15 protein-coding genes are annotated in these 24,598 nt (G+C 70.6%); 12 read left to right on the top strand and 3 right to left on the bottom strand.

Annotated elements, in window-relative coordinates; translation table 11 throughout:
- The first annotated feature begins 4 nt into the window (after positions 1–4).
- From secF to IFSED24_RS09255, 11 genes are all read left to right on the top strand, one after another.
- A complete protein-coding gene (gene secF / locus IFSED24_RS09305) occupies positions 5–943 on the top strand; it encodes a protein translocase subunit SecF (protein ID WP_491334943.1) in 939 nt (312 codons plus the stop codon).
- Between the two features lie 177 nt (positions 944–1,120).
- On the top strand, positions 1,121–5,524 hold the full coding sequence (locus IFSED24_RS09300; RefSeq protein ID WP_491334942.1) for an ATP-binding protein: 4,404 nt from the start codon (positions 1,121–1,123) through the stop codon (positions 5,522–5,524).
- Between the two features lie 23 nt (positions 5,525–5,547).
- Positions 5,548–6,258 carry a DUF4159 domain-containing protein gene (locus IFSED24_RS09295; protein ID WP_491334941.1) on the top strand — a complete coding sequence of 237 codons (711 nt, stop codon included), beginning with the start codon at positions 5,548–5,550 and terminating at the stop codon, positions 6,256–6,258.
- Positions 6,259–6,278: 20 nt separating this feature from the next.
- Positions 6,279–9,995, top strand: coding sequence for a hypothetical protein (locus IFSED24_RS09290; protein WP_491334940.1), 3,717 nt, complete (start codon positions 6,279–6,281; stop codon positions 9,993–9,995).
- A complete protein-coding gene (locus tag IFSED24_RS09285) occupies positions 9,992–11,914 on the top strand; it encodes a tetratricopeptide repeat protein (protein WP_491334939.1) in 1,923 nt (640 codons plus the stop codon). The genes IFSED24_RS09290 and IFSED24_RS09285 overlap by 4 nt, the downstream gene beginning before the upstream one ends.
- Positions 11,914–13,170 carry an asparagine synthetase B gene (locus IFSED24_RS09280; RefSeq protein ID WP_491335043.1) on the top strand — a complete coding sequence of 419 codons (1,257 nt, stop codon included), beginning with the start codon at positions 11,914–11,916 and terminating at the stop codon, positions 13,168–13,170. Before IFSED24_RS09285 ends, IFSED24_RS09280 begins: the two co-directional genes overlap by 1 nt.
- A 572-nt stretch (positions 13,171–13,742) precedes the next feature.
- Positions 13,743–14,345: an outer membrane beta-barrel protein gene (locus IFSED24_RS09275; protein ID WP_491334938.1), complete on the top strand. Its 603-nt coding sequence runs from the start codon at positions 13,743–13,745 to the stop codon at positions 14,343–14,345.
- Positions 14,345–15,415 carry a polysaccharide deacetylase family protein gene (locus IFSED24_RS09270; protein WP_491334937.1) on the top strand — a complete coding sequence of 357 codons (1,071 nt, stop codon included), beginning with the start codon at positions 14,345–14,347 and terminating at the stop codon, positions 15,413–15,415. The genes IFSED24_RS09275 and IFSED24_RS09270 overlap by 1 nt, the downstream gene beginning before the upstream one ends.
- Complete coding sequence (locus IFSED24_RS09265; RefSeq protein ID WP_491334936.1) at positions 15,412–16,185, top strand: glucosaminidase domain-containing protein; 774 nt, start codon at positions 15,412–15,414, stop codon at positions 16,183–16,185. The genes IFSED24_RS09270 and IFSED24_RS09265 overlap by 4 nt, the downstream gene beginning before the upstream one ends.
- A 3-nt stretch (positions 16,186–16,188) precedes the next feature.
- Positions 16,189–19,875: a methionine synthase gene (metH, locus tag IFSED24_RS09260; RefSeq protein ID WP_491334935.1), complete on the top strand. Its 3,687-nt coding sequence runs from the start codon at positions 16,189–16,191 to the stop codon at positions 19,873–19,875.
- Between the two features lie 2 nt (positions 19,876–19,877).
- Positions 19,878–20,819 (top strand): methylenetetrahydrofolate reductase, encoded by a 942-nt coding sequence (locus IFSED24_RS09255; RefSeq protein ID WP_491334934.1) that lies wholly within the window; start codon positions 19,878–19,880, stop codon positions 20,817–20,819.
- A 6-nt stretch (positions 20,820–20,825) separates the two neighbouring features.
- On the opposite strand, the gene IFSED24_RS09250 is transcribed toward IFSED24_RS09255, so the two are convergent.
- The 3 genes from IFSED24_RS09250 to IFSED24_RS09240 all read right to left on the bottom strand — a co-directional run bounded on the left by IFSED24_RS09250 (position 20,826) and on the right by IFSED24_RS09240 (position 23,430).
- Positions 20,826–22,064: a hypothetical protein gene (locus tag IFSED24_RS09250; RefSeq protein ID WP_491334933.1), complete on the bottom strand. Its 1,239-nt coding sequence runs from the start codon at positions 22,062–22,064 to the stop codon at positions 20,826–20,828.
- Between the two features lie 80 nt (positions 22,065–22,144).
- Positions 22,145–22,813, bottom strand: a complete 669-nt coding sequence (locus IFSED24_RS09245; protein WP_491334932.1) for a hypothetical protein — start codon at positions 22,811–22,813, stop codon at positions 22,145–22,147.
- The gene (locus IFSED24_RS09240; RefSeq protein WP_491334931.1) at positions 22,810–23,430 is read right to left on the bottom strand and encodes an RNA polymerase sigma factor; all 621 of its coding nucleotides are present in this window, start codon (positions 23,428–23,430) and stop codon (positions 22,810–22,812) included. The genes IFSED24_RS09245 and IFSED24_RS09240 overlap by 4 nt, the downstream gene beginning before the upstream one ends.
- 208 nt (positions 23,431–23,638) lie before the next feature.
- Here IFSED24_RS09240 and gmd point away from each other — a divergent pair, with 208 nt between their 5' ends.
- Positions 23,639–24,595, top strand: coding sequence for a GDP-mannose 4,6-dehydratase (gmd, locus tag IFSED24_RS09235; protein ID WP_491334930.1), 957 nt, complete (start codon positions 23,639–23,641; stop codon positions 24,593–24,595).
- The last annotated feature ends 3 nt before the right edge of the window (positions 24,596–24,598 follow it).

The following is a 24,598-nucleotide window of genomic DNA, read 5'->3' as shown; positions in this document are numbered from 1 at the left end:
GATAATGGAGTTTTTCCGGAATCCCAAGTTCAACTTCGTGGGGGCCATGAAGCCGGCCTTCACCGTCTCGATGATCCTGGTGCTGGCGGCCCTGGTCTCGCTGATCGCGCACGGCGGTCCGCGGCAGAGTATCGACTTCACCGGCGGCACCATCCTGCAGGTCCGCATCGCCCCCGTGCCCGAGATCGGCCAGATCCGCGGCGTGCTCGAGGGCGCCGGGTTCGAGGGGATCCAGGTGCAGGACTTCGGCGCCGAGGACGAGTTCCTCATCACCTTCCCGCGGTTCGAGGCCGACGGGAACGGTGACGACGCGCTCATGGACCAGGCCCAGATCATGCTCGACCAGCTCCGCGAAGGGCTCGCCGGGCACGACATCGAGCTGCGCCGTGAGGAGTCGGTGGGACCGAAGGTCGGCGGCGAGCTGCGTGCCGCCGCGGCCAACGCCATCGCGCTGTCGCTGGTCCTGATCGTGATCTACATCTGGTTCCGCTTCGTGTTCCGTTACGGCATCGCGGCCATCGTGGCGCTGGTCCACGACGTGGTCCTCACGCTCGGCGTGTTCTCGCTGCTGAACCTGGAGGTGTCGCTCTCGGTGATCGCGGCGTTCCTGACCATCATCGGCTACTCGCTGAACGATACCATCGTGGTCTTCGACCGCATCCGCGAGAACATGAAGCTGCGCCGCAAGGAGAGCTACGCCGAGGTGATCAATCGCTCGATCAACGAGTGCCTCAGCCGGACGGTGCTGACCTCGCTGACCACGTTCTTCGTGGCGTTCACCCTCTACCTCTTCGGCGGTCCGGTGATCCACGATTTCGCCTTCGCCCTGAGCTTCGGCGTGGTCGTGGGCACCTACTCGTCCATGTTCATCGCCAGCCCGGTGCTGGTGTTCTGGTACGAGCGGTTCATCGCCGAGAAGAAGCGGGCCGGCGCGAGCATGTAAGCCGCACTGCCCGCTGTCCGTTGCCGCCGCCCCCGGCCGACTCCCGGGGGCGGCGTTCTCTATCCCGGTCCGTCGGATCCGGCAAGCGCGGGCTGGTCAGGGCGGCACCGGAACGCTAAGATGCCGGACGACCGAACCGTGCGTGCTCATCAGTCCGGGAAAGGACCCTGCATCCCCGTGCGTATCCGCTGGCCCCTGCTGGTGACCGGGTTCCTGCTGCTGGTGACGCTGCTGGCGGTGACGGTCGTTCCGCAACTGCGCACGCGGGACAGCGACGCGGCCTGGGTCGACGAGCAGGATGCCCACGCGCGCCAGCGCCTCGACGAAGCGGTCGGCCGGGTGCGTACGCAGCTCGCCACCCTCGATCGTTTCGCAGCGGAGATCGCCGATTCGCTCGCGGGGCCCGCCGCGGCCAGCGCCCGTCCGTTCGCCTTCTGCGCCGACTGGAGCGCTCGCTGGGCACACCGGCTGGCCCAGGCCGGCGAGGACAGTCTGGCGGTGGCGCTCTGGGCAGGCGATCAGCGCCTGGGCTGGTCGGGCCCGGTGATCGCCGGCAGCCGGGCACCCGATGCCCAAAGCGAGCTGCTCCTGCACGACGATCTCTGGTGGGTCCTGCGCAGGGTGATCCCCGCCGCTGACGACGGTGCGCTCCTGCTCGAATGCCAGTTCCGCCTGGCTCAGGTCGACGGCCGGCAGCCTGATCAGACCTGGCCCGAAGGACGGATCCGCCGCCTGGTGGTGCACGATGCCCGCCCGCCAGGCTCGCGCAGCTGGGGAGATGCCCAGCGTGGTCTGCAGGTCGTGGAGGACGTGGTGCTGGGCCCGCCGGACGAGCACGGTGTCAAACCGCGGCTGCGGCTGAGCATCCAGATCCCCCCGCGTTCGCTGCAGGAGGATCGGCACGACGCGGCCCTCGTCCTCGTTCGCCACCTCCTGCTGGGACTGACCCTCTTGGCGGTGGCGGCCGGCCTCCTGGGCGACCTGGGGCTGCTGGGCGCGGCCTGGCTCGTGCGGGCACTCTGGGCCCGGGCCGACCTCTTCCGCTGGTTCGCCGCCGCCCTGCCCGCCAACCACCTGCCCGCCGCACCGGATGAACCGGCGAGCCTCTTCGATCCGGCCTACTTCGCCACCACCTTCGGCCGCGGCTGGCTGGCCTCGGGCGCCGACGCCCTGCTCTCGGCGCTGCTCCTGCTGGGGACCGCGGCCTGGCTCTGGCGCCGCTTCCAGCCGGCGACCGGGGTGCGGCCCAGCTGGCGACGCTGGCGGCTGCTGCTCCTGGCTCCGGTAACCGCGGCGCTCCTGATGGGACTCGCGCGGCTCTGGGCCGAGATCGCGGCCAACGCCAACGCCCGGCTCATCGGCCTGCAGGTCCCCCTGGACGCCTGGACCTTCTGGGCGCTGCACGCGATCATCCTCATGGTCTCGCTGGCCGGCGGTTCGCTCCTGGTACTCCTGGCCGCGCGGCTGGCCGGCGGCCTGCCGCGCACCATGCGGCGCACGGCACGACCGTTCTGGCTCGCGGGCGGCCTGCTGGTGACCGTGCTCTTCAACTACCTCGTCCTGGACGGGGCCTACGGTCAGGCCGAGCGCGAATGGCTGCGCCGCAAGGCCGACCAGATCGTCCAGCCCCAGGACGACTGGATCAGCTTCCTGCTCGAGGATGTCCTGGGCGAGATGGCCACCGCCGACGGCACCCGGGATCAGACCGCCGAGACCGGCGGCGGTCGCGGCACCTTGCGGCTGGATGTGCCGGCTTACCGCCTGTGGCGCGATTCGGCGGTGCACGACCTGGGACTACCCTGCCTCGTGGAGGTTCTCGATGCCGACGGCGAGACCGAGAGCCTGTTCGCCACGGGCTTCCTCCGCGACTACGGCTACGAGATCGTCGAGCGCAGCCCCTGGTGGAGCCTGGCCGAATTCGGCGAGGAGGGCGGGGGCCGCATCGGAGTCATGCTCCAGGATGAGACCCGACGCTATCCCACCGGCCGCGAGCGGATCCTGCGCGGCGAGATATCCCGTACCGCGGAGCGTGGCTGGCTCCGGCTCGAACTGCCGGTCCAGTCCTTGCGCATCGCCACCCTGAGCAGCCGGCTCTCCGGGTCCTCGGGGGCCCGCACCGTCGACGGCTATCAGCCCAGGCTGGAGGTCGACCGACCGCTGCTCCTGCTGCGCGGCAACGACGAACGCTGGCTCGACGCGGGTTTCGGCGACCTGCCGGGCCCCGCCGGCGATGCCGCCGTGGCCATGCTCAAGACCGGCCAGCGCGAGTGGACGGTCATCGATCTCGACGGCAGCGAGTGGCTCTGCCGCTGGGCTCCCCTGCCGGTGGGCTTCGGCACCACCGCCGGCGAGGGCTTCCTCCTCGGCCTCCAGCGCCGTGGCGTGGTGGCCATCCTGCTCGATGTGGGCCGTCTGCTCCTGCTCGACGTGATGCTGCTGTCGATCTGGCTCCTGGCCCAGTCGCTCGTCCGCTGGCGCTGGCGTTGGTTGCCGGGTTTCCAGGGGCGTTTCCTGGTGGGCTATCTGGCCATCGGGGTCGTCCTGCTGGCCGTGGCGGGCAGTCTGGCCGATCGCCAGACCTTCCAGCGAATCGACCGCGAGGCGCGGGCGCGCACCCGCGACGGATTGGTCACGGCCCTCGGCCAGCTCCGGGGCCTGCTCGCCGAACAGGCCCGGGCCCTGGCCGGCAGCGACTACCTCAGCGAACTGCTCACCGGCCGGCTCGCCGGCGACCGGCCGCTGGGGCCGTTCGCCGTGCGGCAGGGCATGGTGTTCGGCCCGGAGGGCGAGCTCCTGCTGGACGAGACGCTCAGCGATCTGGATGCCGACGAGGCGGCGCGCCTGCTCGTGGCCGCGCGCGAGGGGCCGCTGGTGGCCATGCAGCACCCCGACGGCCTGTACCTGGGGGTCCTGATCCCCATCGACCTCTCCGAGGTCATCAGCCCGCCCAACGCCGCCGGCGCCTTCTTCTACCGCCAGCAGGTGGACGAACTGCTCTTGCCCGGGCTGGCCGACGTGGTCGGCGGCGAGGTCACCCTGCGCGTGGATGGCGAGGTGGTGGCCGCCAGCCATCCCGGCCGCGTCCTGCGGGGCGAGACCCCGTTGCTGGCGCCGCCCGAGCTCATGACCTGGTTCCGCCGGCACCCCAGCCAGCCTCGGCTGCTGGCCCGGGCTTCGGGCCTGGCGTTCACCGGCGGGGTGGCGTTGCCGGCGGTGTCGGTCGATGGCGAGGGTCGGCTGGTGCGACGGGCGTTGCCGGCGGTGCTCTCGGTGGACTTTCCCGACCGCGAGCGCGACTACGTGGGGCAGCGTCGTCGGATGGCGCTCTTCCTCGCCGGCCTGATCACCCTGCTGCTCTTGACCGCCTTCGGGCTCGCCATGGTCCTGACCTGGAATATCTTCGAGCCGCTGCGCGTGCTGCTCGGCGCCACACGCCAACTGGCCGCCGGCGATTACGCCGCCCCGTTGCCGCCGGCCGGCGGTGACGAGGTGGGGCGCCTCTCGGCGGGTTTCCGGACCATGCGCGACCACTTGCACACCGCCCAGCAGGCGCTCGCGGCCCGCGAGCGCTTCCTGCGCACGGTCCTGGACCGGGTACCCGTGGGTGTGCTGGTCTGGGACGCCGACGGTCGGCTGGCCAGCTGGAACCCCGCGGCCATGGCGATCCTGGCCCGGTTCTACCCGGAGGCCGGCACCACCGATCCCGAGGCGCAACCGATCGCCTGGTCCGACCAACTGCGCGACGACCTCGCCACGCATCTCGGCACCGTGGGGGGCGAGCTGCGCAGTCGCGACGGTCGCCAGACCCTGCGCGTGGGGCAGGCGCCCCTCGAGCTCGGCGACTCGGCGCCGCACCGCCTGGTGGTCTGTGAGGATCTGACCGAGTTCCTGGCCGCCCAGAAGCTGGCGCTCAACGCCGAGCTGGCCCGCCAGGTGGCGCACGAGATCAAGAATCCGCTCACCCCGATCCAGCTCTCGGTCCAGCTGCTCCAGCAGGCTTACCAGGACCAGCACCCCCGCCTGGACGACATCGTGCGCGACGCGGTGGACCGGATCCTCGAACAGGTCACCCTGCTGCGATCCATCGCCGGCGAGTTCTCGTTGCTGGGACGGCCGGGGGATCTGGTCTGCAGCGCGCTGGACCTGCCCGGCCTGGTGTCGGACCTGGTGGCCGGGTACCGCTCGGCCGACGTGGATGGCGGGCCGCGGGTGACCGTGGCGGCGGATGCGGTTCCGCCCGTGCTGGCGCACCGCGAGTCGCTGCTCAAGGTGCTGGGCAACCTCATGCAGAACAGCCTCGATGCCGTGGGTTCTCCGGAGCGCCTGGCGGTGGCCGTCTCCTGGCGGGTGGAACCGGAGACGGTTTCGCTCGTATGGGCGGATAATGGGCCGGGAATCGCGGCCGACGTGGCCGGTCGCCTCTTCGACCCCTATTTTTCCACCAAGAGCAAGGGCACCGGCCTGGGACTGGCGATCTGCCGCAACCTGCTGGACAAGATGGGCGGCACCATGACCCTCGCGAGCCGCGAGGACGCCGCCGGAGCAGTGGCCACCATCACCCTGCCACGGGCCGAGAGCTGACCACCGACAGGACGAGGACGGACATGCGGACCGCCGAGAGCAGACGCACACGGCGCCTGGCGGGCATCCTGGTGATGCTGGCCGTGCTGGCGCCCCCGGCCGCCGAGGCCGCACCCGGCCGCACCGAGGCCGGACGGGCCGACGTGGTCACCATCGCGCGGCTGCGCTACCCCGGCGGCGGGGACTGGTATTGCGACCCGAGCAGCCTGGCCAACTGGCTGCGCGAGTTCCGGCAGCGCACCGGAGTGCCCACGGCGAGCGCCGAGGCGGTGGTCACCCTCGACAGCGAGGACCTCTACCGCTACCCGCTGCTCTACATCTCGGGCCACGGGCGCATCGCGTTGGACCAGGAGGAGGTGGCCGAGCTGCGGCGCTGGCTCGATGCCGGCGGGTTCCTCTACGTCGACGACAACTACGGCCTCGACCCCTCGCTGCGCGAGCTGGTCCGCCAGCTCTATCCCGAGCAGGATCTGGAGCCCATCGGCAGCGGCCATCCCATCTACCATGCCTTCTACGATCTGCCGGGCCTGCCCAAGATCCACGAACACGACGGGGATCCCGCGCAAGGTTTCGGGATCCAAAGGGAGGGTCGGTTGGTTCTGTTCTATAGCTGGTCCAGCGACATCGGCGACGGTCTCGAGGATCCCGACGTGCACGGGGATCCCCCCGCGGTGCGGGAGGCGGCCGTGCGCATGGCCTGCAACATCCTGATGTACGCGCTCACGCGCCCCTGATCGACTCCATGGAGAGGCGAATGGACCCCAGACTGCACCAGCGCTGCCACGATCAGTTCCGCCGCCGGCACCGGCAGGCCGCCGTGCGGCTGCTGGTGCACGGACTGGTGGGCTGGGTCGCCGTGGCCGGGGTGCTGTTGCTGCTCCAGCTCGTGGTCCTGGGCGGGTTCGAACCGGTCCGCTCCGTGCGCCTGGGCCTGTGGTGGTCGGCGCTGGCGTTCGCCGTCCTGGCGGCCTACCCGCTGCTCTGGCGCCCGGTCCGCCAGCTGCGCCACCGACGCAACCTGGCGCGCCGACTCGATCGGGCCGCCGACCAGCCCGACACCCTGGCCGCCGCCGAGGAAGCCCTGCGGCGGCCCGACCGCTGGCGAACCGACACGCCGGTGCGCGAGGCCCTGGTGGGCCGCCTGTTGACCCGGGCCAGCCTTCTCCTCGTGGACCTCGATCTGCCGCGGCTCTTGCCGGTGCCGCGGCCGGTGCTGGTCTTCGGCCTGCTGACCGCGGTCCTGCTCGCCGGCTGGCAGCTCGAGCGCCGCGCGCCCGAGATCCTGGACCGCGGCTGGCGGTCCTGGCGAGCGCCCTGGGCCGACGCCGGCGTGGTCACCGGCGGGCTGCAGCTGGTCCCGGGTCCGACGCACGTGGTCGCCGGCGCCGACCTGGCCGTGGCGGTGTTGGATCTGGTGGGCGGTCTCGAGCCGGTGCTCTGCGAGGTACGATCGGGGTCGGGGCTCTGGCGTCCGGTCCTGGTCCGCGAGGAATCGCAGCCGGGCGCCGATCCGGTGCTCGGCGCGCCCTTCACGCGCTACGCCGCCACCATGACAGGCGTGCAGGAGGATCTGGTCTACCGCTTCCGCAGCGGCGAACGCCTGTCGACCGAACGCGCGGTCGCCGTGTGGCATCCGCCGCTGCTCGAGGTCCTGGCCGGACGCATCGTGCCGCCGGCCTATACCGGTCTGCCGGACCAGGATCTGGCCAGGTTGCCGGCTTATATCGAGGTGCCCGTGGGCAGCACGTTGCAGCTCGCCGGTCGGTCCAGCCGCTCGCTGGAGCACGCGGCGGTGGTCACCACTACCGGCGACACGCTCGCGCTGGCCGTGGCCGCCGACTCGCTCTTCGGGGCTCTACCCCTCACGGTCGCCACCCGTTTCCGTCTGGCGCTCCGTGACGATCGCGGCCTGCCCGGTCGCAGCGAATTGATCTACGAGGCCGTGGTCCTGCCCGACCGCGAGCCGGTGGCGAACCTGCGCCGCCCCGATGACGACGGTCATCTGCCGCTGACGTCCACCCTGCGCCTGCAAGCCACCGCCGAGGACGATTACGGGCTGAGCGGGGTCGACCTGCTGCTGCGGCGAGGCGACCCCGATGGCGGCGCCTGGGTGGCCGACCTGCCCGGCCGCGGCGAGGCCAGCGACACCGAGGGCTGGGAGCGGGTGCCGCTGGCCGACCTGGTCGACCGGCACGAGGTCCGCACCAGCCTGGGGCGGCTGCCTCTGGCCGTGCAGCGTCGCGAGACACCCACCGACACCTCGGTACACCTCGACCTGGACCTGCAGCCGGCCGGGCTGGCGCTGGTCCCCGGCGACGTGCTCGAGCTGGCGCTGGAAGCCCGCGACAATCGCGAACCGGGACCCCCGGGCGTGGGGCGCTCGGCGATCCTGCGGTTGCAGGTGCCATCGAGCCTGGAGCTGCTGCAGGCCCGGGATGAGGTCGACCGCAACCGCCAGGGCGACCTGGCCGAGATGCGCCGCCGCACCGAGTCGCTGGGCGCCGATCTCGAACGGCTGCGGCGGGAACTGCTCAAGGACCCGGTGCCGGGCTGGGACCGCCGCCAGGAGCTGCAGGCCGCGGTCCAGCGCCAGCAGGAGCTCCAGGCCGAGCTGTCGCGCCTGGCCGACCAGCTCCAGCGCGACGTCGAGGGCCTGGCCGAGAGCCGGCTCACCAGCCCCGAGATCATGGAGAAGATGGACCGCATCGCCGAGCTGCTCGCCGAGGCCCAGTCTCCCGGCATGCAGGAGCTCCTGGAGCAATTGCGCGAGCAGCTGGCCCAGATGTCGGGCAAGGACATGACCAAGGCCATGGAAGACCTGGCGCGCAGCCAGGCCGAGATGCTGCGCCGGCTCGATACCGCGGCCAGCATGCTCCGCGACCTGGCCCGCGAGGAGGAGATGGAGGGCCTGACCGACCTGGTGGCCGCGATGATCAGCAAGCAGCAGGAACTCGCCGAGGCGACACGTCAGGACGAGCAGGCGCCGGCCGAGGATCGCCAGGGCGAACAGGGTCAGCAGGAAGGCGAGAGCGGCGAGAACGACGAAACCGGCGAGAACGACGAATCCGGCGAGAACGACGAATCCGGCGAGAACAGCGAATCCGGCGAGAACAACGAGAGCGGCCAGCCTGGCGAGACCGGCCAGCAGCCCGACCCCGAGGAGCTGGCCCGCCGCCAGGAGGCCCTGGCCGAGGAGATGGATGCCCTGGAGGAACGCCTGCGCGAGACCCTCGAACAGCTCGAGCAGCAGGCCGAGCAGGGCGACCCCACCGCCGCCGAGCAGGAGATGCGCGAGGCCCTCGAGGAGGCCCTCGAGCAGCTCGAGGAGCAACAGACCCAGGAGACCATGCAGCAGGCCGGCGAGAACCTCCAGCAGGACATGTCGCAGCAGGCGGCCGAGCAGATGGAGCAGGCACTCACCGACCTGGCCGGCCTCTACCATGTGATGCTGCGCAGCCAGATGGCCATGCAGATGGCCATGCAGGCGGAGCAGGCCGGCCAGATGCGCGACCTGGCCGCCGACCTGCTCGCGCTCTCCCAGCGCCAGGAGGACCTGGGCCTCGACCTGCCCACCAGCCTACGCGACATCCGTGTGGACGATCTGGCCCGCCGCCAGCACATGATCCTCCAGGGCACCATGACCGTGCGCGATGGCCTCGAGGGCGTGGCCGGGGCGGCTCCGCGCGAGATCCTGCGCATGCTCGAGGAGCTCGACGGCCTGCTGACCCGGCTCGGCCGCACGCTCGACCAGCTCGAGGAAGGTCGATCCGCGGGGGCGCGCCAGGCCTCCGACGGTGCGCTGGGCGAGATGAATCAGCTCGTAATCGGCCTCTTGACCCAGGCCCAGATGACGGGCCAGGGCGGTGCCGGCGGATCGCCCCAGCCCATGCTCAGCCAGCAGCTGCGCCAGATGTCCGAGGAGCAGGCCGGCCTGAATGCCCTGGCCGAGCAGATGCGCCAGCAACAGGGTCGCCTCAGCCAGGAGTTGCGTGCCGGGATGAAGCGGCTCCAGCAGGGTCAGCAGGGTCTGGCCGGCAGGGCGCGCCAGCTCGCCGAGGAGCAGCGTGCCGAGGCGGCCGAGGAACAGGGCCGGCTGCTCGGCGACCTCGATCAGCTCGCCCGCGACATGGAATCGGTGGGCGACGATCTGGCCGGGGATCTGATCACCGAGGAGACGCTGCGCCGCCAGGACCGCATCCTCTCGCGGCTGCTCGACATGCACAACGCCTCGCGGGAGCGTGACTGGGCGCGGCGACGCGAGAGCCGTGCGGCCGAAGAGCTGTTCGCCGACCAGGAGGGCGACCCCGGCACCGGGATCGAGGACCTTTCTCCCGAGGCCCGGCGCTGGCGGCCAGTGGAGGAGGCGCCGCCGGCCTACCGCGACCTGGTCCGGGATTATTTCCGCCAGGTCCAACGCCTGCACGAATCCACCGGCCGTTCGGTCGACGGACAGCGAGGAGGTCGGCCGTGATCCGTGCTTTGATCATCCTGGCCCTGGTTGCCCTCGGCGCGGTACCGCTGCTGGCGCAGCCCCAGCTGAAACCGCGGCCGCCCCAGCCCCAGCCCCAGGTCCATGGTCTGGGCAGCTATCACGAGCGTCAGTTGCTGCAGATCGATCAGCTCATCCGCCTGGGCTACCACAGCCGGGCCCACGCGCTCCTGGAGGAGCTGGCCGAGATGGGGGCGCCGGCCGACGAGGTGCGCCGACGGCGCATCCGGATCGCGCTGGCGGTGGGCGAGAACCAGCAAGCTGTGGATCTCTGTCGCGAAGCCCTGGTCACCGAACCAGCCGCGGCCGAACTCTGGCGCCAGCTCGCCAGCGGGCTCCTCGCTCTCGGCGAACGCGGTGAAGCTCGCGAGGCGCTGACCTCCTACCTGCGGTATGTCCCGGAACCCAAGTCCGGCTTCGCCACCGCGGTGGATGTGCTGCGGGCCGGCGGCGATTGCCGGGAGGCGGTGGCCCTGGTGGATTCGGCGCGGGCGGTGCTGGGCGATCCGGTGTTCCTGTCGCGACCGAGGGCGCTCTGCCTCCTGCGTCTCGACCAGCCCGAGGCCGCGGCGCGCGAGGCGAGGCTCGACCTCCTGGCCAGCCCCTACAATCTGACCCTCCTGCGGCGCGACCTGCTGGCCGAGGACGCGCCGCCGCTGGTGCCAGCGTTCGGCGACGAGTTGGAGCGATTGGCCGCCGCCCCCGGGGCGCGTCCCGAAATCGCCGTGCTCGCCGCCAACGTGGCGCTGCTCCGCGGTCGTCGGGACGTGGCCTGGACCCTGGTCGAGCCCCGGTTGGCCAGCGGCGACGGCGCCCGGACGGCGCTGCACAACGGCGAAACGCTGGCCCGCGAGTTGCCGCTGCTGATCGACGGCCGCGAGCAGGCCGCCACTACCGACTACCTGCTGACGTTGCTGCCCTTGCTGGGCCAGCATCCCCAGCTCGACATGCGGTTGCGCCAGAAGGCGCTCGACAGCCTCGCCGAGGTCTGCGTCTTCGCCCTGGATCACGACCTGCTCGGCGCGGATCCGACCCTGGCCGTGGCGCGGTTCGGCGAGGTCCTCGAGGTGGTCCGCCGAGGGAACCCCGAGTCGGCCCATCTCTATGCTGCCCAGATCGAGCTGGCGCGCTACACCCGCGATCGCCTGCGCGATCCCCGGGCCGCCGCCGGCCGCCTCGAGCACCTGCTCATGGACCTCGACCTGCCGCTGGAAGGGGTCGCCCTGGCCAGGCTCGAGCTGGGGGAGAGCTACCTCGCGGCGCGCGACACCGCGCGGGCCCGCCAGGTGCTGACCGCCCTGGGCCGCGATACGGAATTCCGGGCCCCGGCCGGACACGCCCATTTCCTGCTGGCCAGGCTCGATCTGGCCGAGGGCCACTTCGCCACCGCCCGCGACCGCTTCGCCGCCGTGGCGCTGGACAACCCGGTGGCGCCCTACGCCAACGACGCCCTCGAACTGGGGCTGGTGGTGGCCGAGGAGCTGCTCAACCCCACCGGCGGCCCCGACCTGCTCATGCGTTACTCGCGGGCGGTCTGGTGGGAGCTGGCAGCCGAACCCGATTCGCAGCGCGTCGCGCTGCAGCGCTACCTGGCACGCGCCACGGTCCAGGCCGACCTCGGCGAACCCCAGCCGCTCATCGAACGCGCCCGCCTCGAGCTGGCCCGCCTCGAGCGCACAGCCGGCCGCACCGACGAGGCCCTGGACCAGCTGCAGCGCATCGTGCTCGACCAACCCGACGGCCGCCACGCCGCGCTCGCCCTGGCGCTCCGCGGCGAGATCCTCGCCGAGGACCGCCACGACGCCGTGGCCGCACGCCGCGAGTACGAACGCCTGCTCACCCAGTACCCCGACTACCTCTTCGCCACCGAGATTCGCCTCCGGCTGAGGGAATTGCCATGATCCGCCGCCTCGTGCTGCTGCTCTGCCTGCTCCTGTCCTCCGTCGGCGCCCACGCGGCCGGCTACCTGCTCGTGCCCATGGACCTGGTCCAGACCGACCACCTCAAGGCCTACGGCCACGCGTTCCACTCGCTGCAGGCCGGCGAGAAGGTGACCTGGCTGCTCAACTACCGCGGGGGCAGCTTCCTGCTGCGCGACACCGCCCGCGCCCGCATGGACGCCCGTCTGCTGGGCGTGGGATTCGAGGAGCTGGGCGACGCCGAGGTCCAGGCGATCCACCAGGTCGTCCAGCAGGAGAACATGGAGGAGGTGCTGCTGGAGAAGCCGCCCCGCATCGCGGTCTACTCGCCGCCCAACATGCAGCCCTGGGACGACGCGGTGACCCTGGCGTTGACCTACGCCGAGGTGCCCTACGAGACGGTCTACGACGTGGAGGTGCTGCGCGGCAAGCTCGACGAGTACGACTGGCTGCACCTGCACCACGAGGACTTCACCGGCCAGTACGGCAAGTTCTGGGGCAGCTTCGGTCTGGAGCCCTGGTACGTCGAGCAGCAGAAGCTCAACGAGCAGCTCGCCACCGAGCTGGGCTACCCCACGGTCTGGCAGCTCAAGCACGCGGTGGCGCTCACCATCCGCAGCTACGTCGAGGCCGGCGGCTTCCTCTTCGCCATGTGCTCGGCCACCGACACCATCGACATCGCCCTGGCGTTCCTGGACACCGACATCGTGCCGGCGGCCATGGACGGCTCGCCCGTCGACCCCAACTGGCGCGCCAAGGCGGATTACGACGCCACCTTCGCCTTCCAGGACTTCGCGCTCTACACCAACCCGCTGCGCTACGAGTTCTCCGACCTCGACACCAGCGACTACGCCAGCATGCGCGGCGCCGAGGCCGACTACTTCACCCTCTTCGACTTCGCCGCGAAGTACGACCCCGTCCCGGCCATGCTCACCCAGAACCACGTGTCGGTGATCAACGGCTTCCTCGGCCAGACCACCGGCTACCACGAACGCTTCCTGAAGCGGTCGGTGATCCAGCTCGCCCGGGTGGAGGGCACCGACGAGGTCAAGTACCTCCACGGCAAGCGCGGGCAGGGCACGTTCACCTTCCTGGGGGGCCACGATCCGGAGGACTACCAGCACCGGGTGGGCGACCCGCCCACGGTGCTGGATCTCTATCCCACCTCGCCGGGGTACCGGCTGATCCTGAACAACGTGCTGTTCCCGGCGGCGCGGAAGAAGCCGCAGAAGACCTAGCAGCTCGCCGCCCAGGCCCGGAAAGTATCCCGATCCTGCGGATGTCCGCACGTTGTCCGGATGGAAGGTCAAGAAAGCCGATCGATCATCGGGTGACAGGAGAGGGCGCCGCCGCATGGTTGCGACGGCGCCCTCGTTGGTTCGGCGTCGGTGGCGCTGGGTTACCCCCGTGGGGCCCCGTTCACCGCCGTGGCTGACGACACCCCAGCGCTAGGGGGACGCCACCTCCACCAAGCCGGAACAGAATTCACTCACTCGATCACCTCCTTTCAGGCGGGAAGCGCTCGGCGAGACCCACCTCGCCCGGACCGTTCGGCCGCCCAGACCTACTTGGTCCGTCGCGCCCGGAGGCGCGTCGTTCATGAGATGAGGGTAGCGAAGCGGGACGGGTGTGGCAAGACCGTTCTGGTATCCGTTCACCCGCGGTCCGGGCGCGGCCTCCGCCAGCGGGCTCGTTCCCTTGCCGGATCCGGGCGTCGCAGCCAAGCCGGCGTTTCCCTTTTCCGGGTCGATGTGTATCATGAGGCTCGAACGATCGCTGTTCGAGACCGCGCTCTCACAGGAGAAGAACCATGTTGAAATTCCATCGTCCAGCCATGCTCTCACTGCTCGCCCTGCTTCTCCTGACCGGACCGGCTAGCGCCGCCGGCATGAGTCACGTACGCGACGGCTGGGTCTACGGCCTGAACCTCGGCTGGGGCTGGACCCAGGCCAAGGGCACCGACACAAACAACGCGATCGATCTGAGTTCCGACTGGGCCGACGACTTCACCGGGAGCCTGCGGGTGGGCTTCGCCCAGAGCGAGAGCTTCGTCTACGGGCTGGATTTCTCGGGCTGGAGCGACTACACGAACCAGTTCAAGGTCAAGACCTTCTGGATCCTCGCCACGGGCACCTGGTATCCGCGGGGACAGGGCTTCTACGTCAAGGGCGGCGTGGGCGTGGGCTCGCTGGGCCTGTCCTACACGCCGGTGGCCTACCCCAAGATCTCCCAGACCAAGGGCGGCCTCGGCCTCAACGGCGGGGCCGGCTACGAGATGCGCGTCTCGCCCATGATGGCCGTGGGCCTCGCCTACGACTACCGGTGGGTCGACGGCGGCTCGATCTCGTACCTCAGCGACGTGACCACCGCCACCCAGAGCGTGACGCTCTCGCTGACCTGGTACATGGACTGATGCCCCGGCGTTGCTTTCGGACCGGCCTCGCCCTGGCGCTGGTCGCTGCCGGCGTGTTCCTGTCCTGGCAACCAGCCCGGGCCGTCGACCACGCCGTGCTGCTGCAGTACCACCACGTGGCCGACGACACGCCCGCGTCCACCAGCACCACGGTCGAACTCTTCACGGCGCAGCTCGCCTTCCTGGCCGACCACGGCTTCAAGGTGGCGGAGCTCGGCCGGACCCTGGACGCCCTGCAGGCCGGACGCAGCGTCGCCGATTCCACGGTCTGCCTCACCTTCGACGACGCCTATCCCTCGGTGGCGGCCACGGCCTGGCCACTGATCCGTGCGCGCGGCTGGACCATGACCGTGTTCGTCTCCACCGGCCTGGTGGATGCCGACCTGCCCGGCGTGCTCTCGTGGGACGTCTTGCGCGAATTGGTCGCCGCCGGCGTCACCGTGGGGCCCCACGGCGTGCAACACGATGAGCTGGCCCGGCGCCAGCCAGGGGAGGACGTGGCGGCGCGGCGACGACGGTTGCAGGACGTCGTGGCCACGAGCCACCGCCGGCTGGTGGAGGAGCTCGGCGCCGTGGCGGTCCTGCCGCTCTTCGCCTATCCCTACGGCGAGTTCGATGCGGTCCTGGCCGCGGTGGTCCGCGAGGCAGGATTCAGCGGCCTGGGTCAGCAGTCGGGGCCCGTCTGGGCCCGGGGCGACTGGAGCGCCGTGCCACGGTTTCCCATGGGCGGGCCCTACGGCGCGCTGGACGATTTCGGTCTGAAGGTCGCCAGCCTGCCCTTGCCGGTGGTCGCCGCCGAACCGTCCGGCATGCTCCAGCCCGCCGGCGACGCTCCGCTGACCCTGCGCCTGGAACTGGCGCCCGGCGCCTGGCGCGCCGCCCAGGTGGCCGCCTATTTCGGCGGCGAGGCCCTCGCCACCGGCTGGCGGGGCGACGAGCTCCGCGTGACCGTCCCCACGCCGCTGCCGACGGGACGCAGCCGGGTCAACATCACCGCCCCGGCCGGCGACACCGGCCGGTGGTACTGGTACAGCCACGCCTGGCTCGTCAAGGAGGGCGCGACGCAATGAAATCGCGTTGGCAGACCTGGTCGCTGGTCCTCTGCGTCCTGGCCATCTTCGCCGGGGCGATGGTCCTGCTGCTGAACAGCGGCCGCCTGCAGCGGAACGCCCCGCCGGATTTCGCGCGCATGCACGACGTGGACGAGCGCAAGGCCGCCTTCTTCCGCTGGCTGGCGCCCGTGATCCAGGACGAGAACCGAAGGCTCCGCGAACTGCACCAGCAGCTGGTGGCCCTGGGGCACGCTCTCGATTCGGGACAGCCCCTGCGCGAGGCCGACCGCGACCGCCTGCGGGCCCTGGCCGACTATTACCAGGTGCCGCAGGAGATGAGCGACGAGGCCGCCGTGCTGGCCGAATTGCGGCGGCGCGTGGACGCCGTGCCCATCCGGCTGGTCCTGGTCCAGGCCGCGGTGGAGTCAGCGTGGGGCACGAGCCGCTTCGCGCGCGAGGCCAACAACTACTTCGGCATCTGGACCTGGCGCGGCCACGGTCTGGTGCCGGAGCAACGCGCCGACGGCCGGAACCATCGTGTGGCGAAGTATCCCGATGCGGCGGCCTCGGTCCGGGCTTACCTCTATACTCTGGGTACCGGGTTTGCCTATGACGCGTTGCGCGAGCAACGGGCCGCCGCCAGGGCGGCCGGGCGCCGGCCATCGGCCATGGAACTCGCCGACGGCCTCGAACCCTATTCCGAACGCGGCGCCGCGTACGTGGCCGAGATCCGGAACATGTTGCGGGTCAACGCGCAGCTTTTGGATGACACCTTGCAGGGAATCTGAATCATGACCGACGTCCGCGCCCAGCTCGAGCAGCTCGCGTCCCAGCGCATCCTGGTCCTCGATGGCGCCATGGGCACCATGATCCAGGCCGCCGGATTGAACGAGGCGGACTTCCGCGGCGAACGTTTCGCCGACCACGCGCGCGACCTCAAGGGCAACAACGACCTGCTCTGCCTGACCCGTCCCGAGCTGATCCAGGACATCCACGCGGCCTACTTCGCCGCGGGCGCCGACATCGTCACCACCAACACCTTCAACGCCACCGCCATCTCGCAGCACGAATACGGCACCGCCCACCTCGTGCGCGAGATCAACCTGGCCGCCGCCCAGCTCGCCACGGCGGCCGCCCGTTCGGCCATGGCCGCCAGCTCGGGCCGGCGCTGCTTCGTGGCCGGCAGCCTGCCGCCCACCAACCGCACCGCCAGCCTCTCGCCCGACGTGGAGCAGCCGGGTCTGCGCAACGTCACGTTCGCCGAGCTGGTGACCGCCTACACCGAGCAGACGGCGGCGCTGCTCGACGGCGGGGTCGACCTCTTGCTGGTGGAGACCGTGTTCGACACGCTCAACGCCAAGGCGGCGCTCTTCGCCATCGACGGCGAGCTGCGGCGGCGCGGCCGGGACGTGCCGGTCTGGATCTCGGGCACCATCACCGATTCGAGCGGGCGCACACTGAGCGGGCAGACCGCCGAGGCGTTCTGGATTTCGATCCGGCACGCGCGGCCCTTCGCCGTGGGGCTCAACTGCGCGCTGGGCGCCGAGCAGCTGCGGCCGCACGTGGAGGATCTGGCGCGACGGGCCGACACGCTGGTGGCGGCGCACCCCAACGCCGGCCTGCCCAACGAGCTCGGCGGGTACGACCAGACCCCCGGTGAGATGGCCGCGCTCCTGGGCGACTGGGCCCGGGCCGGCCTGGTGAACATCGTCGGCGGCTGTTGCGGGACCACGCCCGAGTTCATCGCCGCCATCGCCGAGGCCGTGGCGGGCGTGGCGCCGCGGCGGCCGGCGGCGGCGCCGGCGGGCTCGCGGCTCAGCGGGCTCGAGCCGCTCGCGATCCGTGACGACAGCCTGCTGGTGAACGTCGGTGAGCGCACCAACGTGGCCGGCAGCCGCAAGTTCGCCCGCCTGATCCGCGAGGATCGTTTCGAGGACGCGCTGCAGGTGGCGCGGCAGCAGGTGCGCGGCGGCGCCCAGATCCTCGACGTCAACATGGACGACTCGCTGCTCGACGGCGTGGACGCCATGCGCCGCTTCCTGCTGCTGCTGGCCGGCGAGCCGGAGATCGCCCGGATCCCCGTGATGATCGACAGCAGCCGCTGGGAGGTGATCGAGGCGGGCCTGCAGTGCCTGCAGGGCAAGTGCGTGGTCAACAGCATCTCGCTCAAGGAAGGCGAGGAGATCTTCCGCTCCCAGGCCCGCCTGGTGCGCCGCTACGGCGCCGCGGCGCTGGTCATGGCCTTCGACGAACAAGGTCAGGCCGACACCGTGGCGCGCCGGCAGGAGGTCTGCGCCCGCGCGTACCGGATCCTGGTGGAGGAGGAGGGCTTCGACCCCGGCGACGTGATCCTCGACGCCAACGTCTTCGCCGTGGCCACCGGCCTGCCCGAGCACGACCGCTACGCGCTGGACTACCTCGAGACCCTGCGCTGGATCAAGGCCAACCTGCCCGGGGCGCTCACCAGCGGTGGCATCAGCAACCTCAGCTTCTCGTTCCGCGGCAACGACACCGTGCGCGAGGCCATGCACGCGGTCTTCCTCTACCACGCGGTGCAGGCGGGTCTCGACCTGGCCATCGTCAACGCGGGCCGCCTGCCGGTGTACGCCGACATCGCGCCCGAGCTGCGCGAGGCGGCCGAAAACGTGATCCTGGCGCGCCGGCCCGACGCCGCCGATCGCCTCACCGAGATCGCGCAGCGCCACCAGGGACGCGGCCAGGCCGCGGCGGAGGACCTGGCCTGGCGCGAGGGGCCGGTGGCCGCGCGTCTGTCGCATGCGCTGGTGCACGGCATCGGCGATTACGTGGAGGAGGACACGCGCGAGGCCCTGGCCGAGCTGAAGGAGCCGCTGCAGGTCATCGAGGGCCCGCTGATGGCGGGCATGAACACCGTGGGCGAGCTCTTCGGCGCGGGCCAGATGTTCCTGCCCCAGGTGATCCGCTCGGCGCGTGTCATGAAGCAGGCGGTACGCATCCTCGAACCCGCGCTGCTGGCGGCGCGCCAGGCGGGCACGAACCGGGGCAAGATCCTGCTGGCCACGGTCAAGGGCGACGTCCACGATATCGGCAAGAACATCGTGGGCGTGGTCCTGGGCTGCAACAACTACCAGATCGTCGACCTGGGCGTGATGGTCTCCGCCGACCGGATCATCGCCGCGGCCCGGGCCGAGGACGTGGACATCGTGGGCCTGAGCGGGCTGATCACGCCCTCGCTCGACGAGATGGTCCACGTGGCCGGCGAGATGCAGCGCCAGGGGCTCGAGCTGCCGCTGTTGATCGGCGGCGCCACCACCAGCCGGGCGCACACCGCGGTGCGGATCGACCCGGCGTTCGCCGGGGCCGTGGTCCACGTGCCCGACGCCTCCCAGGCGCCGCAGGTGGTGCGCCGGCTCCTGGGCGACGACGCCGCGGGTTACACCGTCGAGATCAAGGACGCCTACGCCGAGGTGCGCGAGCGCCGCGAACGCGACCAGGCGGCGCGCGATCTGATGCCGCTGGACCAGGCCCGCCGGCAGGCGCTGGCCACCGACTGGTCGGCCTACGCGCCGCCGCGGCCACGCTTGCCCGGCCTGACCGTGCTGCCCGACCTGGACCTGGGCAAGCTGCGTCCGTTCATCGACTGGACACCGTTCTACCACACGTGGCAGCTCAAGGGCCGCCATCCCGAGATCCTCGAGCGCGCCGACGTGGGCGCCGAGGCCCGGCGCCTGCTGGCCGACGCCGAGCACCTGCTCGACGAGCTGCAGGAGACCGGATCCCTGAAGGCGCGCGGCGTGGCGGGGTTCTTCCCGGCGGCTCGCCGCGGGGACGACCTCGTGGTCTACGCCGACGAGAGCCGCAGCGAGGTGCGCACGGTGCTGCACCATCTGCGGCGCCAGCGCCCCCTGGCCGGCAGCGGCCCCTGCCTCTGCCTCGCCGATTTCATCGCGCCCGAGGACAGCGGCGTGGCCGACTGGATCGGCGGCTTCGCGGTCTCGGCCGGCTTCGGCGCCGAGGAGCTGGTGGCGCGCTACGAGGAACAGGACGACGACTACCGCGCCATCCTGGTCAAGGCGCTGGCCGACCGCCTGGCCGAGGCCTTCGCCGAGCGCCTGCACTGGAACGTGCGCCACGAGATCTGGGGCTACGCACCCGAGGCCGCGCCCGACAACGCGGCGCTGATCCGCGAGGAATACCGCGGCATCCGGCCGGCCCCGGGCTATCCCGCCTGTCCCGATCACACCGAGAAGCCGGCGCTCTTCGACCTGCTCGAAGCACGCACCCACCTCGGGGTCGATCTGACCGAGAGCTGCATGATGACTCCCGGCGCCTCGGTCTGCGGCTGGTACTTCAGCCACCCGGAATCCCGCTACTTCGGCCTCGGGCGCATCGCCCGCGACCAGGTCGCCGACTATGCCCGGCGCAAGGGTTGGCAGCTGGCCGAGGCCGAACGCTGGCTGGCGCCGGTGCTGGCCTACGAACCGACCACAGGAGATTGACCATGCGCGTGACCGAGCATCTGGACCGGGCCAGCGAGACGCTGTTCAGCTACGAGATCATCCCGCCCAAGCGGGGCGGCAGCCTGCGCGACATCATCGACATGGTCGAACAGGTCACGCCGCTGAAGCCGCCGTTCATCGACGTGACCAGTCACGCCGCCGAGGCCAACTACGAGGAGCTGCCCGACGGCTCGATCCGGCGGCGCGTGCGCAAGAAGCGCCCGGGAACGCTGTCGATCTGCGGCATCATCCAGAACCGCTGGGGCATCGACACCGTGCCCCACCTGCTCTGTGCCGGCTTCACCCGCGAGGAGACCGAGGACGCGGTGATCGAGCTGAACTACCTGGGGATCCAGAACGTGCTCGCCGTGCGCGGCGACGTGCCCGAGCGCGTGATGCGGCCCGATCCGAACAAGACCCGCAACCGCACGGCCAGTGACCTGGTCGGCCAGCTCGCCGACCTGCGTCGGGGGTGCTACCTCGACGATCTCACCGGCAGCGAGCCGGTGGACATGTGCGTCGGCGTCGGCGGCTATCCCGAGAAGCACTTCGAGGCGCCGAACCTCAAGACCGACATCCTGCGTCTCAAGGACAAGGTGGAGGCCGGGGCGCATTACGTGGTGACCCAGATGTTCTACGACAACCGGCTGTTCTTCGACTTCGAACACCGCTGCCGCGAGGCCGGGATCACCGTGCCCATCATCCCGGGGCTCAAGCTCCTGGACAGCGAGCGCCAGCTCGCCAGCCTGCCCCGCCACTTCCACGTGACCATCCCCGAACCCTTCGCCGACGAGGTGGCGGCCAGCCCGCGCCATGCCGCCGAGATCGGCCGGCGCTGGGCCAAACGGCAGGTGGAGGAGCTGGTGGCGCGCGGCGTGCCCTGCGTCCACTTCTACATCATGAGCGACGCGCGGCCGGTGCGGACCCTCATCGAGGAGCTCTAGCGGCGGTCAGCGCCGCTCACGTCGGTCCACCTCGAAACAGACCAGCTCGAGCAGGGTTTCGGCCAGGTTGTCGGTGGCGTTGAGTTCATCGTCGTCGCCGACGCTCACCGAGATCGAGATGGAATCGAGTCCCTTGATCAGCAGGAACCGGCCATCGTCCAGCAGCACCAGGCGGTGGCCCTCGCCACCCTCGGGCACGGCCACCGTCACCTCGCGCTGCAGGCGGCCGGCGGGATCGAACACGCCGTAGACCATGCGTCCGGCGTCGGCCCAGCCGTCGGCGCCGTGGCTGTCGGTCACCCAGAGCGAGCCGTCGTCGAGGACCTGCAGGCGATCGATGGCGCGGGCCCGATCCTCGAGCTTCCAGTCGATCTCCGGGCGCATGCCGTTGATGTCGATCTGCATGCTGTTGCGCTGGTCCTCCTTCTCCTGCTCGGTGCGCCGGCGCGCGTCGTGTTCGCGGGTGATCTCGTGGAGCAGGGTCCCGTCGCCGCGATGGACCGCGATGGTGAAGGCATCGTACCGCGTGGCGACGAAGAGGCGACCGTCGGGCCCCAGGTCCCAGAGGCCGCGCTCGCCGGGAAAGTACTGCGCGAGTTCATCCACCGTGAAGCGCACCAGCGATCGCTCCGTGCTGACCTCGGCCACACGGACGACCTCGTGGCCTTCGGCGTCGAGCAGCGCCAGGAAGTTGGTGTTGCGGATCTCGCGGTTGTCGAGGTCGAAGGCCGCGTTGGCGGCGGCGACGGCGAACGACCCGCCACGCTGGCGAGCGGTCTCCACGAAACCGAACCCTCCGCTCTGGGGATCGTCCTGGCCGAGTCGCCAGGTATGGCGGGGCAGGCCGCTGGCGGCATCGACGTACGTGACCATGCCCGGGAAGGGTTGGAGCACGCCCACGGTGCCGTCGCCGGGCAGGAAGAGGCCCACGGGCTGGCGGAATTCGCCCGGACCGTCGCCCTGGCGGCCCAGGGTGCGCAGGTGCGTGCCGTCGGCGGCGAAGACCAGCACCTGGCAGAGCTGGCTGTCGAGCGCGTAGACCTCGCGGTCGGGACCGGAGACCACCACGCCCACCTGCCCGAGCAGGACGTCGCCGTCGTCGTCGCCACCGACGCGCCAGACCTCCTGCAGCGTCCAGGTCTCCCGAACGGAGGCGTCGGCGGGATTGGCGATGGTCTCGGCGGTGGCGGACCAGGCGGCGACCAGCGTGGCTAGCAGCAACGAGCAGCGGAACGTGCAGTGCATACGCGCCTCCGGGGAGCGGTGGTGGATGGGCGAGGTCCGGGAAGGATACGCGTGCGACACCGTCTGGTTCCAGGGCCAGGTCAGGGCACCATGAGCATCTGGCTCTTCTCGACCTCGTCGCCGGCCTGCAGGAAGAACACGCGGGCGTAAGCGATGGCCTGGCGCTGTGGGTAGTCGGCGAGGGGCAGCTCCTCGGCGCCCGTGACCGGGATGCGTTCCAGTTCCGCGAGGGACGCGTCGTAGAGCACCACCACGGTCTGATCGATGGCGGTCGGTGCTTGCCAGACGAGGATGTCGTCGATCAGCAGCAAGCGCACGCCGCCGGCCAGATCGCCGCGCAGGACTGGCTGGTTGCCGGGCAGGGTGGGCTCGGGCGCCAGGAGCTGGTGCCGGATCGCCAGCAAGCCCAGACAGCAGACGAGGATGGCAGCCATGGCCAGCAGAGGTCGTCCCGAGCGCGGCAACCGGCGCCGGAATCGCTCGTCATGGCTGCGCGGACTAGGGCGGCTGCCGTTACCGGCCTCGTCCACCAGGGTGAGGGTCGGAATGACCGTGGCGAGCCGTCGCGACAGTTCGTCACTGGCGCTGTGGGCTGCGGCCTCGGCCGGCAAGGTCGCCGCCGCGAGGAAGTCTTCATACTGGCGCAGGAGCGTGCGGCACCGCGGGCAATCCTCGACATGGCGCCGGCTCACCTCGTCCAGCGTCAGGTCGCTACCCAGATCCTCGGGTCGCAGACAGCGGTCCATCATGATCCTTCCATCTCGCCCGCTTCGGAGCGTTCCAGGACTGCCTTCAACCGACGTCGAGCCCTCTGCAGGACTGCCCGGGCTCCCGTCTTGTCACGGATGTCCAGCAGCCGAGTGATCTCGTCCACCGGGGTCCGCTCGATGCACCGCAGCCAGAGCGCGTCCTGCTCCTCCACCGTCAGGTGCGTCCGGATCAGATCCCGCAGGCGGGATTCGTCCTCGCGCTCCTGCAGGTCCCGCTCCGGAGTGGGGCGGGCGTCGGCGACGAGGTCCAGGAGTTCCTCGCTCTCCTGCGGCGGACGGTGCTTCCGCAACTCGCTCAGGCAGCGGTTGCGCGTGATGGCGAAGAGCCATGAACTGAACCGGGCTCGATCGCCGAACGATTCCAAGTTGCGATAGGCGCTGATCAGCACCTCCTGGGCAAGGTCGAGGGCGAGTTCCCGATCCCGAACGTGACGCCAGCACCAGGCGTAGACCCGGTCGCGGTAGCGGTTCAGGAGCCGGGAGACCGCATGCAGACCCCGGGAACCTTGCGGATCCCTTCGCCAGGTGGCCAGCAGCTCCTCGTCGGAATCGGCTGGCCGCGGGTCGATCGTGTTGTCTGGCCCGTACCTGTTCATGTTGGACGCAGCTGAGGTTCGAGGATCACATTGGTTCGCGTTATGACAGGATAACAGCATCGCGAGGACCAACCAACCAGGGATTGTCACCCGGTTCGTTCCGCTCTTGTCTGGGCCGCTGGAGCCTGATAACTTGAGACGAGGAGGGGCCTTGTGCGCGCGGTGCGGGCCCGTGGCGACGGTTTCGGAACCGTGAGGGGTGCATGACGTGAAGGCGCTGATCACCGGCATCACCGGGCAGGACGGATCCTATCTGGCCGACCTGCTCCTGGCCAAGGGCTACCAGGTGTCCGGCATGGTACGCCGGTCGAGCACCGAGACCTTCGAACGGATCGACCACATCCGCGATCGCGTGAAGCTCGTCCAGGCCGACCTGCTCGACCCCTCGAGCCTGTCCCAGATGCTGCGCGAGGTCCGGCCCGACGAGATCTACAACCTCGCCGCGCAGAGCTTCGTGCCCACGAGCTGGAGCCAGCCCGTGCTCACCGGAGAGTTCACCGGCCTGGGAGTGGTGCGCATGCTCGAGGCGGTGCGCGAGATCTGTCCCGAGGCCCGCTTCTACCAGGCCAGTTCGAGCGAGATGTTCGGCAAGGTCCGCGAGGTGCCCCAGAACGAGCTGACCCCCTTCCACCCGCGCAGCCCCTACGCGGTGGCCAAGACCTTCGGCCATTACATCACCGTGAACTACCGCGAGAGCTACGGCCTCTACGCGGTCTCGGGGATCCTCTTCAACCACGAGAGCCCGCGACGGGGCCGCGAATTCGTCACCCGCAAGATCTCCGACGGCGTGGCGCGGATCAAGCTGGGCCTCTCGCGGGAGCTCCGTCTGGGCAACGTCGACGCCCAGCGCGACTGGGGCTATGCCGGCGATTACGTCCGGGCCATGTGGTCCATGCTGCAGCAGGAGGATCCCGAGGATTTCGTCGTCGCCACCGGCCGTACCCACTCGGTGCGGCAGTTCCTCGAGATCGCCTTCGACCACGTCAATCTCCACTGGCAGGACTACGTCGTGCAGGACGATCGCTTCCTGCGTCCCGCCGAGGTCGACCAGCTCGTGGGCGACGCCACCAAGGCCAAGGAAAGGCTCGGCTGGGAGCCTTCGGTGGGCTTCGAGGCCTTGGTCAGGATGATGGTCGACGCCGACCTGGAACTCCTCCAGGGCTGACGC

This window comes from Candidatus Latescibacter sp. IFSED24 (assembly GCF_058273205.1).
This window is presented reverse-complemented; position numbering and strand designations above follow the sequence as displayed.